The organism is Kitasatospora sp. NPDC087271, assembly GCF_044744605.1.
GTDB lineage: Bacteria > Actinomycetota > Actinomycetes > Streptomycetales > Streptomycetaceae > Kitasatospora.
Genome location: NZ_JBIUYQ010000006.1, coordinates 13,505 through 24,347, shown reverse-complemented (window position 1 = coordinate 24,347; position 10,843 = coordinate 13,505). Strand labels below are relative to the sequence as shown.

Sequence of the window (10,843 nt, the reverse complement as noted above, 5' to 3'; positions counted from 1 at the left end):
CCCCGCCCCCCCCCCCCGGCGCGCGCCCGCGCCCCCCGCCCCCCCCCCCCCCCCCCCCCCCCCCCCCCCCCCCCCCCCCCCCCCCCCCCCCCCCGGGGGGGGGGGGGGGGGGGGGCGGGGGCGGTCGCCCGCTGTCCCCGGCGGGGCGGTGAGGTGCGGTCAGAGGAGCCGGTCGCGGTGGCGGGCGGCGGTTTCGCGGACGAGACGGGCGAAGTTCTCGCGGCTGTGGTGCCGGTGCTGTTCGGCCCGTTCGTCGTCCAGGTCCGCGTCGTCCGGGCCCGCGTCGTCCGGGCCCGCGTCGTCCGGGCCCGCATCGTCCGGGCCTGCGTCGGCCAAGCCCGCGTCGTCGGTGCCGAGGTGCTCTTCGTCGAGGTCGTCGTACTCGGTGTGGAGGACCCAGCAGCCGTGGATGCCGGCGAGGAGGTCTTCGAGGAGGTCGCGGGCGGGGCGCCTGGGGTCGAGGGGGGTGAGGCGCAGGCCGGTGTCCTCCGGGTCGGTCTCCTCGTCGTCGGTGTAGTCCTCGGTGTAGTCGTCGAGGGCCCCGTCGAGGTCTTCGAGTTGTTCGCGCAGGCCGGCGGGGTCGGGGAGGAGGCCGTCGGCGATGTGGAGGGCGTGGCGGACGAGGCCGGTGACCGCGTCGTGGGGGGTGTGGCCGGCGTCGAGGAGTTCGAGGACGAGGGTGGGGGTCTGGTGCGGGAGGTCCTCGATGCTGTCGGCTTCGAGCAGGACGGCGGTGGCGTCGTGGCCGGAGGCGCCGGCGGCGACCTCGGCCGCGGCGGCGAGCCAGTGCGCGGCCGCGACGGCGGCGGCGGTCGGGTCGACGTCGGAGAAGAGGGCGAGGGAGCCGAAGGGGTTCTGCTCCAGCAGGTGGTCGGCGGCGGCGACCTGGACGGGGGAGGCGTCCTCGCGGCTGAGCAGGACGGCCTGCTGGGCGCGGCCGGTGAGGTTGCCGAGTTCGGCGCTCTCGACGGCGGTGAGTTCGGTGACGGTCTCGGCGAGGACGGCCTTCGTCAACTCGGCTTCGTCGAGGGCGTGCAGGGCGCGGCCGGCCTGGTGGGCGGATTCCAGCAGCGGGCTGTAGGAGACGGTGAGCAGGCCGCCGTGGGGCAGGTTCGGCGCGGCCACGGCTTCGGCGACCTCGCTGAAGGTGTCGCGTTCCTGCTCGCGGCGCCAGCCTTCGGTGTCGGGTTCGAGGGAGCCGGCGGCGCTGGCGGGGTGGGTGTAGGTGCGCCAGGCCGCCTCCGACAGGCGGGTCAGCGCGCCGGCCAGGCGCAGGAGCGTGGCGCCGGCCGCGTCGGCCGGGAGGGCGGTGATCCGGGTGGCGAGGTCGCCTTCGCCGGTTCCCCAGGTGGCGATGAGCTCGTGCCGGTTCGGGTCGACGCTGTAGCGGGTCATGATGCCTACCTTCGGGGACGCGCGGCTGATTGCTCGGCTGACGGCAATTCTGGCGCATCGTCAGGTGGCGGCGGGTGAAGCCCAGCCCGGGCGCGAGTGCAGGAGCCTCGCGCCCGGTCCCGTTCACAGCAGCAGACGGCCGCGGGTCTCGGGCATCCAGCGGGCCAGGGCCAGGGCGGACGCCGCGCTGATCGCCGCGTACACACCGAACGCCCCGCCGAGCGACAACTCCTGCACGAGGGGGAGGAACGTGGTCGCCACGACGAAGTCCGTTGCCCAGTGGGCCGCGGTGGCCAGACTCATCAGGACGCCGCGGGCACCCGCCGGGTAGATCTCGGCGATGTAGACCCAGAAGACGGCCGCAGGGCCCACCGCTCCCGCCATGATGAAGACGCACAGCAGCGCTGCGGTCGGCGCCCCCGTGTGCCCGAGCGGCTGCGCCACCGCGATGCCGACGGCCGCGACCGCCATGACCAGCAGCCCTCCGATCATCGTCTTCCGGCGGCCGACCCGGTCGAGCAGGGCGATGGTGACGACGGTGGCGGCCACGTTGCACAGTCCGACCAGGACAGCTCCCCGGATGCCTCCGGCAGCGGTCATGCCGCTTCCGCCCAGGATGGTCGGCACGTAGTAGATCGCGGTGTTCAGACCGGTCAGATGGACCAGGACGGCGATCGCCAGTCCCAGCGCGACCCAGCGGGGACCGGCCAGCGCGCAGGCCTGCCGGAGGCTCGCAGCGGGGGCGGCGGTGGGCCGTGTGACGGTTGCGGTCGCGGGGCCGGCGGTGGGCCGTGCGGCGGTCGCCGTCGCGGGGCGGCCACCGGGGCGGGCGGCTGCGCCGCCCGGGTCGGGCGGGGACAGGCGCCGGGCGGCGCTCGCCGCCCGGGCGGTGTCTCCCCTGGAGTGCAGCCAGTCCGGCGACTCGGGCACCAGGCACATGCCGACCAGTAGCACGCACGCGGGCAGGAGCCCGAGAGCGAGCATCCAGCGCCAGGCCCCCGCGGGTTCCAGGAGATAGGCCACCACGTAGGACAGCAGGAGCCCGATCGTGATCATGAGTTGGTTCAGTGTGACGAGCGCGCCGCGTCGGGCGGGCGGAGAGATCTCGGAGATGTACAGCGGGACCGCGAACGAGACGGCCCCCAGGGCGAGTCCGACGAGGAAGCGCCCGGTGAGGAGCGCGGTGGAGCCCGAGGCCGCTGCCGACGCCGCCGTTCCGAGGGCGTACACGGCCGCGGCGGCGCCGATGACCGGTCGGCGCCCGAACCTGTCCGCCAGCCGCCCGCTGGTGAGGGCGGTGAGCGCCGCGCCGAGGAGGGCGGCCGACACGACCGCCCCCTGCTGCCACGACGACAGGGCGAAGGTGGTGGCGACCAGCCGCAGGACTCCGGCGATCACCCCGATTCCGTAGCCGAACAGCAGCCCTCCGACGGAGGCGACGCCCACGGTCAACAGCCGTGCGGTGCCCGGGGGGACGGGCGCCGTCATGGCGAGACCCCTGCGCCGCCGTCGACATGGTCATAGGACGGGGCCAAGCCCATGGGATGCCCTTCTTCGAAGTGCCGTAGGCAGGGGTGGGGCGAGGCCGGGTCAGGCCGCCGGGAATCCGCCGCCCACGCCGATGGCCGCCCCGCCCCCGGGCACCGAGCCGAGGTGATCACCCGCTTCGCAATCCGGGAGCAGACTACCGGCGTCACCGGCCGACCGGCCGCAACCTGAGCACGCCCCGACGCACCGTCAGAAACGTCTTATGGTCGGATCAACGCGAGGACCTCGTCCCGGAGGTGCTCCATGGTCTCCTGGTCGTGCGCCTCCACGTTGACCCGAAGGACCGGTTCGGTGTTCGAGGGGCGCAGGTTGAACCGGGTTCCGCCCGGCAGGCCGACCGTCAGACCGTCGAGCCGGTCCGTGGTCACCCCGGCCCGGTGCCGGTAGCGCTCCTCCACCTCCCGGATCGTGGCCGCGACGTCGGCGACGACGCAGTTGAGTTCACCGGACAGCGCGAAGCGGCTGTGCGCGGCGATCACGGCGGACAGCGGCCGGTCCTGTCCGCCGAGGGCGGCCAACACGTGGAGCGCGGCGAGCATGCCGCTGTCGGCACGCCAGAAGTCCCTGAAGAAGTAGTGCCCGGAGTGCTCTCCGCCGAACACGGCGTTGTGCTGCGCCATGAGCGCCTTGACGTGGGAGTGCCCCACGCGGGACCGGAAGGGGCGTCCGCCGTGGCGGCGGATGCTCCGCACCGTGGCCTCCGCGGTGATCAGGTTGTACACGATGGCCGAGCCGGGGTGCCGTGCCAGCTCCCGGCCCGCGATCAGGCTGATGACGGCGGACGGCGAGACCGGCTGACCGCCTTCGTCGACGAAGAAGCAACGGTCGGCGTCACCGTCGAAGGCGAGTCCGATGTCGGCCCCCTGCCTGCGGACCTCGGCTTGGAGGTCGACGAGGTTCCTGGGGTCGATGGGGTTGGCCTCGTGGTGGGGGAACGTGCCGTCGAGTTCGAAGTAGAGCGGGACGAGGTCGACGGGCAGGCCCGCGAAGACCTCCGGGGCGGTCAGGCCGGCCATGCCGTTGCCCGCGTCGGCGACGACCCTGAGGGGCCGGATCCCGGTGAGGTCGACGAGCTGCCGCAGGTGTGCCGCGTACTCCTTGAGGAGTGGTCTTTCCGTACGGGTGCCGCGGGACGCGGCGGGTGCGGCGCGTTCCCCCGCGACGAGCCAATCGCGGATCCGGCCGAGGCCCGTGTTCTCCCCCAGGGGTGCCGCGCCGCTCAGGCACAGCTTGATGCCGTTGTCCTTCGCGGGGTTGTGGCTGGCGGTGATCATGGCGCCGGGAAGTCCGAGCGATCCACTGGCGTAGTAGAGGTAGTCGGTGGAGCCGAGCCCGGCGTCGACGACGTCGGCACCGGCCCGGCGGGCGCCGTCGCTGAACGCCCGCACCAGCATGGCCGAGGAAGGGCGCATGTCTCTGGCCACCACCACCTGCGGGGCGTTGGTGAAGCGGATGAACAGGCCGCCGATGCGTTCCGCGACCTCGCCGTCGAGTTCGGCGGGGACTTCCCCGCGGATGTCGTAGGCCTTGACCAGTCGCGCGTAGTCGGACACGGTCACCCCTTCACGAGGTCGGGGCCGCGGACGCCGACTGCCGGCGACGCGCCATGGCCACCCGGTAGCCGTCCAGGGTGTCCGCGACCATCCTGCGGCTGCTGAACTCCCGTTCCGCCGTGGTGTACGCGTTGGCCGCGAGCTCGGCGGCCAACGCCTCGTCGGTGAGCACCCGCAGTATCCCTTCGGCCAGTGCGGGCGGGTCGGCCGCCGGCACGAGCAGGCCGTCGACGCCGTCGGTGATGACGTCGCTGATGCCGATGACGCGGGTGCCGACGACGGGCCTGCCGGCGCGCATCGCCTCGACCACGCTGAACGGAAGTCCCTCCGCCAGGGAGGGCTGGACCACCAGATCCGCCGCAGCGTAGACGGCGGGCATCGTCTCGGCCCCGAAGTCCTGGCGGAGGGTGACCAGTTCTGCCACACCGCCGCGTTCGAGCCGGTCCCACACGCTCTTCTCGTACGCGTAGTCCGAGACCCTCCCCGACAGGAGCACCCGCACCTCGGGCAGCTCCGCCGCGACCAGGGGCAGTGCCGCGGCCAGGTCGAGCTGGGCCTTGCGGGCGGACATCCGGCCCGGGAGGACGACCAGCCGCTGGTCGGGGGCGACGCCGAGTTCGGCGCGCAGCGCGGAGCGCAGGTTCCGGGCCACGTCGTCCGGCGGGGCGTCGGGAACGCCGTTGTGGACGAGCCTGATGCGGTCGGCTGGGGCGCCGAAGCGGGCGGCGCGCTCGGCGAAGAAGCGGCTGGGGACGAAGTGCATGTCGACGGGGAGGGTCTGGTACGACAGGCGGCACCGGCCACGGCCGAACCGCTCCAGGTCGGGGTTCTGCTCGTGCAGCGAGCACACCAGTGCGGCGTCCGTTTCGAGCGCCACGATGCTCGCGAGGATCAGCGTCTCATGGCTGTTGGCGTGGACGACGTCGAAGCTCTCGCCCTGGAGCACGGCCCCGAGTTCGTCGAGGACGGAGTACTGCATCTGCCGCCATCTCACCTTGTCCCGCGCGTCCACGCGGTCCGCGAAGTCGCGCAGCCGCACGACCCGCCCCGCGTCCTCCTCGCGGTCCCCGGGCAGGTGGTCCAGCCACGACCCGTCGGTCGCGATGACGACGTCGTGGCCGTCGGCCACCAGCCCTTCGCACAACAGCCGCGCATAGGTCTCCGCCCCGCCGTGCAGGGGTTCGTAACTGGAGGTCAGCATCAGGACTTTCATCGGTCCGCCCTTTCGGTGAGCCAGGGAATGAGCCCACGGCCGGCGTCCTCGCCGGCCTCGCGCAGCGAATCGGGAGTGCCCACGTCCCGCCAGTAGCCGGTGAGCCGGTGCGCCCCCACGCGTTCGCCGGCGGCCATCAGCGCGGGGGCGAGTTCCCTGGCGTAGTCGTAGACGACGTCCTCGGGGATGTGCGCGATGACGCGGGGGTCCAGGCAGTAGACCCCGGCGCTGATCCAGTGCGTCTCGTCGTCGGGGACGTCGGGCTTCTCCCGGGCGCCGCGGATCCGACCACCGGGGTCGATGTCCAGCACGCCGTAGCGGCGGGCCTGCCGGATCCGCGTACAGGCGAACGTCAGGGCGTACCCTCCGCGCGTGTGCGCGTCGACGAGCCGTTGGAGCGGCTCGCCCATGATGACGTCGCAGGAGGTGACGAGCACGGCGTCGAAGGTGGCCAGTTCCTCGTGGAACAGCCGCAGCGCCCCGGCGGGCCCGGTGAGGCGGGGCTCGGTCCGGGCGTGGACGGGCACCTTCACCGTGGTGCCGTCGAGGAAGCGAAGGACCTGCTCGGCCTGGTAGTGCAGATTGAGGTAGACGTCCGTGACGTCGGTCTCGGCACACCGGTCCAGCAGGTGTCCCAGCAGCGGCTTGCCCGCCAGGGGCAGGAGCGGCTTGGGCGTCCGGGCGGTGAGTGCTCCCATCCGGCTGCCGCGCCCGGCTGCCAGGATCATCCCCGCCAGCCTCATCCGGTCTGCCCCGCCTCGGCGGAGTCCGTCTTCCGGAGGGGGCGTGCGGTCAGCCAGGACACGACGGAGTCGACCCCGTCCTCCAGCGTCGTCCCGGCGGTCCAGCCCAGCTGGGCCTGGGCGCGGGAGGGGTCCAGGCACCCCCTGCGCACTTCTCCCGCCAGCGGCGGCCCGAAGCGGGGCGGCAGCGAACGGCCGGTCCGCTTCTCGACCGCCTGATGGATGTCCAGGACCGAACTCTCCTGGCCCTTACCGATGTTGATCAGACCGTGCCCCTGGTCCATGGCCCGCACGAACGCATCGGCCACGTCGCTCACATGCACGTAGTCGCGGGTCTGCAGGCCGTCCCCGTTGATGACGCAGGTCTGCCCGGAGAGCATGCGCTGCGCGAAGATGGAGACGACTCCCGCCTCACCGAACGGGGTCTGGCGGGGGCCGAAGACGTTGCCGAGGGCGAGCGCGACGTAGTCCAGGCCGTAGGTCTCGTGGTAGAGGCGCAGGTAGTCGACGGCGACGGACTTGGTCAGCCCGTAGAAGGAACTGGGCACCCGGCCCGCGGACTCCTTGATGGGCACCCCGTCCTCACCGGCGGGCCCGTAGATCGTCCCGCCGCTGGAGGCGAACACGACCTTGCGGCTCCGGCTGCGCCGCGCCGCTTCGAGCATCCGGACCAGGCCGATGACGTTGACCTGGGCGTCCAGCAGGGGATCCCGCATCGACACCTTCACGCTGAACTGCGCGGCCAGCAGCAGCAGCACCTCGGGCGCGAAGTCCTCCACCGCGGCCGCGGTGGACTCGTCGACCACGTCGGCCGTGAGAACGCTCAACTCGGGCCAACGGGCCTCGCTCTCGGCGAGATTGGCCCGATCGCCGGTGGAGAAGTCGTCCACCACCAGGACGCGGTGTCCCTGGGCACACAACCGGTCGACGATGTGCGAGCCGATGAACCCGCCGCCACCCGTGACGACAACCTTGCTCATGCCTTGGTCTCCTCTCGTGGTTCGCCAATGTGGTTCACATCCGGATCCGCCGGATCACGCCGCCGGATCACGCCGGCGGATCCGCGTGGCCGCGCCGCAGCCGGACGTCGTCCTGGAGGATGCGCGGGCCGTCGGCTGCCGGGGACACGACCGGGATCGCCGCGGTGGCGGCGGCCGTGTCCCCGGCCCGCACGACACGGTCGGGGAAGTGGCCGGGGCGCGACGCCCGAGTGGCCGTGAGTTCCTCTCCCGATGTCTTCCTGACTTTCGGCCCTCCAGGCCCTTACGCGGCGCCCTTCTTGATGCGGTATCCGATCGCCGTCACGGGGTTGTCGACGAACATGCGGTGAACCGCCGTGTCATCGAATCCGATGGAGAGAATGTTCTGCCGTTGCTGCTCATAACCGCTCGACCCCGCTGCCACGGCCCCGTCGTCACGCAGCCACAGGGGATTGTGGTCACTCCGGGAAAGCGGCTCCTGAGCCATCGTGGCGACCTCGGTGTGGTCGGTCAGCGCGATGAGGCGGTCCACGCCCAGGTATTCGACGGTGCGCCGACAGATTTCGAGGTCGACGTGGTACCCGTCGAAGTTGATGCACGGGTACAGGAGGGACTCGCGTGCGGAGCGCAGCATTTCGGCCGGAACAGGGCCGAGCAGTTCCCGGAGGTCGGTCTCGTTCCAGTCGGGATCGAGCACCCGCCGCAGTTCGACTTCGCGGTGGACCCGCTCCTGCGGCGTGCGCCAGGAATGCGTGAAGTTCCGCGGGGTGTCGTTGTACAGATGGTCGGTCAGGACCAGGTACGGGGAGGAGTCGTAGCGGCTGTGCAGGAATTCGAGCACTTCCCGCAGCCGGACGGCGCTGCGCTCGGGCGCCTCCCGGTGGAAGTGCCCCACGGCGATCCGGAGCCCCTGCTCGTAGAAGCTGGTGAGCAGGTCGGCGAAGGTGGGGCCGGCGTCGATGCGCTCGTCCAGGGCCATGGCGTCGGGCGCCACCACGATGTAGCGCAGCCCGAGCGGGCCGAGGGACGCGATGACGTCCCACTCCTTCGCCGACGGGAACCACCGTCCGGCCCGCGGTATCCCTCCCTGCGGCCCCAGCAGCGGGCCCTCGATCGCGAAACCGGCGATGTTGGGAACCGCGTTCGTCTGTTCGAGCCGGTGGTACTCCTGGAGGACCTCCACCAGACGGGGGAGATTCTCCCGCCGCAGGTAGACGGTCGGCAGAATTCCGTACTCACGGGATTCCGCAGCCTTCTGGACCTCGGGGAGGTCCTCGGGCGAGATGGTCGAGAAATCGAAGTCATCGATTCCGTGGAAGTGGTAGAGAAGGGCCTTCACTTTTACCCTCGTTCCGTCTCGGACTATTCCTTGGACGGTTGGATTGGGTGCCGTCTCCACAGCTACGGCTGTCGACTTCCTGAGGCTTTTCTCATTGTCACGATCGACCTCACGAGTCGTCGCCGGGAGCAGCACGTCCTGCTGCAAACTCCGTGGACTGGCCTGCGGATAACACGGCAGCGCCAAAAGAACGGAGACTGTACGTACAAGCATCCGTCGCCCGAGGGATGTTGAAAACCAAATCCTCGACAGTGTCCTGAAGTCACTGTGGCCTGGCGCACCTTGGTGCCTTGACAGTGGCCTTACAATTCGGGGTAAGTATGTGGTGATTATGTGCTGGCGACGCCGGGCGGCACGGTTTTCGCCCGGGGGCTGTTACGGGTGTTGCCGCTGTTCCTCCCCGCCGGATCGTGCTTCTCGTGGCCGGGATGACCGGTGATCTCGCCCTTCACCGGCGGATTCCGGAACCCGCCTGGTCAGCACCCGCAACAGCCCGCCCGCCGTCAGTGCGCGAGGAGCCGGCGGAGGAAGACGTCCGGGACGTGGTTCGTGTCGCCGGGGAGGAGGGTGCCGTCCTCGGAGGTGAACAGCACGGCGCTGCCGGAGGCGTCGGTGTACGGGTTGTCCGAGGTGCCGGTGCTCGTGGTGCCGTCCTCGGCCGCGCCGGCGAGTTCGACGGCTCCGGTGACGAGGTCGCGGCGGAACACGTTCTGCTGCCCGCCGTCGACGCCGGGGACGAGGTTGCCGGCGTCGGAGACGAAGTAGACCCAGCGGTCGTCGTAGGACATGGTGCCGCGGCCGGCGGAGCCGACCGTGGTGGTGCCGGGCAGCGGGGTGGTCACCCTGGTCACGGTGCCGGTGCGCAGGTCGCGGGTGTAGAGCTCCTGGTGGCGGCCGAGGATCGGCCCGCCGGGCGCTTCGAGGGTGTAGACGGCGTACCGCCCGTCGGGGCTGAGGGTGGCGTCCAGGCCGGTGTTGGCGAGCAGGCCGGCGGGGTCGGTGCTCGCGCCGCTGATCACCCCGGTGTGCTGGTCGAACACGTAGAAGGGGTAGGAGGCGTGCCCGAGGATCGCGGGGGAGTCCGCGTGGTCCGCGTGGTCCTCGGGAGCGGTGGGGGCTGCGGGGGCTGCGGGGCTCTGGGTGGGAGCCGGGAGCAGGTTGTACGCGCGGGACTTGAAGCCGATGACGCGGCCGTCGGCGCTGATCGAGGGCAGGTAGGAGTCGCCGTTGCCCGGTTTGCCGTTCACCCCGAGGGTGACCAGGCGGGTGGTGCCCTCCCGGCGGTCGGTGACGTAGATGTTCTCCTTGGTGAACGTGCCGACCGGCGCGAGGTCCGTCCGGGAGGAGGAGAAGGCCACGAAGCGGCCGTCCCAACTGGCCACCGCGTCACGGGAGATGCGGCCGTCCTGGCCGGTGGCCGCCGGGTCGCCGGCGGTGATCAGCTCGGTGACGCCGTCCCGGAGGTCGCGGAGGTAGACCTCCCCGCCGCTGTTGGCCCGGTGGCCGGGGACCACGTTGGTGGCCTTGGTGTTGAACGCGACGAAGCGGCCGTCGCCGCTGATCGACGCCTGGGTGGTGGGGGCGTCGAGCTGGGCGCCGTCCGCGCCGACGCTGACGCGTTGGGTGCGGCCGGTGTGCAGGTCCCGGACGAAGACGTCCGTCGCCCCGTTGGTGTCGCCGGGCACCAGGTTGGTTGCGTCCGAGGAGAACAGCGCGTAGCGGCCGTCGGCGCTCAGCCCCAGGGCGGCGGACGCGCCGTCCGGCTGGGCGCCGTCGAGGCCGACGCTCACCCGGACGATCCCGCCCGTGCGCGGATGCGCTTCGGCGGCGGCTGGTGCGGCGAGGCCGGCCAGTACGGCGGCGAGCAGGGCGCAGCCGCCGCGCAGCAGCCCGCGCCGGGGTCGTGTGGTGGTCATGAGGTGGGGTCCTCCCCTTGGTGGGTGACGACGGCGCGGGCGGGGGGGCCCCCGGGGGGGGGGGGCCCCCCCCCCCCCCGGGGGGGGGGGGCAAACCCCACCCCCCCCCCCGGGGACACGCCCCCCCCCCCCCCCCCCCGAATAAAACACAAAAAA

Annotated in this window: 8 protein-coding genes; all 8 read right to left on the bottom strand. The window is 72.0% G+C overall.

Features of this window, described 5'->3' with window-relative positions:
• Positions 1-159: 159 nt before the first annotated feature.
• Positions 160-1,395 carry a hypothetical protein gene (locus tag ACIO9K_RS12285; RefSeq protein ID WP_400329000.1) on the bottom strand — a complete coding sequence of 412 codons (1,236 nt, stop codon included), beginning with the start codon at positions 1,393-1,395 and terminating at the stop codon, positions 160-162.
• 123 nt (positions 1,396-1,518) lie between these two features.
• Positions 1,519-2,883, bottom strand: coding sequence for a sugar porter family MFS transporter (locus tag ACIO9K_RS12280; protein ID WP_400328997.1), 1,365 nt, complete (start codon positions 2,881-2,883; stop codon positions 1,519-1,521).
• 260 nt (positions 2,884-3,143) lie between these two features.
• Positions 3,144-4,496 carry a phosphomannomutase/phosphoglucomutase gene (locus tag ACIO9K_RS12275; protein ID WP_363625750.1) on the bottom strand — a complete coding sequence of 451 codons (1,353 nt, stop codon included), beginning with the start codon at positions 4,494-4,496 and terminating at the stop codon, positions 3,144-3,146.
• A gap of 10 nt (positions 4,497-4,506) precedes the next feature.
• Complete coding sequence (locus tag ACIO9K_RS12270; protein ID WP_400328994.1) at positions 4,507-5,697, bottom strand: glycosyltransferase family 4 protein; 1,191 nt, start codon at positions 5,695-5,697, stop codon at positions 4,507-4,509.
• A gap of 8 nt (positions 5,698-5,705) precedes the next feature.
• Positions 5,706-6,437, bottom strand: a complete 732-nt coding sequence (locus tag ACIO9K_RS12265) for a nucleotidyltransferase family protein (RefSeq protein ID WP_363625752.1) — start codon at positions 6,435-6,437, stop codon at positions 5,706-5,708.
• Between the two features lie 11 nt (positions 6,438-6,448).
• Complete coding sequence (locus tag ACIO9K_RS12260) at positions 6,449-7,432, bottom strand: NAD-dependent epimerase/dehydratase family protein (RefSeq protein WP_363625754.1); 984 nt, start codon at positions 7,430-7,432, stop codon at positions 6,449-6,451.
• A 283-nt stretch (positions 7,433-7,715) separates the two neighbouring features.
• Positions 7,716-8,771 carry a hypothetical protein gene (locus ACIO9K_RS12255; protein WP_400328990.1) on the bottom strand — a complete coding sequence of 352 codons (1,056 nt, stop codon included), beginning with the start codon at positions 8,769-8,771 and terminating at the stop codon, positions 7,716-7,718.
• 503 nt (positions 8,772-9,274) lie between these two features.
• Positions 9,275-10,687, bottom strand: coding sequence for a TolB family protein (locus ACIO9K_RS12250; RefSeq protein WP_400328987.1), 1,413 nt, complete (start codon positions 10,685-10,687; stop codon positions 9,275-9,277).
• Positions 10,688-10,843 lie beyond the last annotated feature (156 nt).

Coding starts and splice junctions, on each gene's coding strand:
- ACIO9K_RS12265 (WP_363625752.1), bottom strand. CDS start 6,437: ATGATCCTGGCAGCCGGGCGCGGCAGCCGGATGGGAGCACTCACCGCC.
- ACIO9K_RS12250 (WP_400328987.1), bottom strand. CDS start 10,687: ATGACCACCACACGACCCCGGCGCGGGCTGCTGCGCGGCGGCTGCGCC.
- ACIO9K_RS12260 (WP_363625754.1), bottom strand. CDS start 7,432: ATGAGCAAGGTTGTCGTCACGGGTGGCGGCGGGTTCATCGGCTCGCAC.
- ACIO9K_RS12280 (WP_400328997.1), bottom strand. CDS start 2,883: ATGACGGCGCCCGTCCCCCCGGGCACCGCACGGCTGTTGACCGTGGGC.
- ACIO9K_RS12285 (WP_400329000.1), bottom strand. CDS start 1,395: ATGACCCGCTACAGCGTCGACCCGAACCGGCACGAGCTCATCGCCACC.
- ACIO9K_RS12270 (WP_400328994.1), bottom strand. CDS start 5,697: ATGCTGACCTCCAGTTACGAACCCCTGCACGGCGGGGCGGAGACCTAT.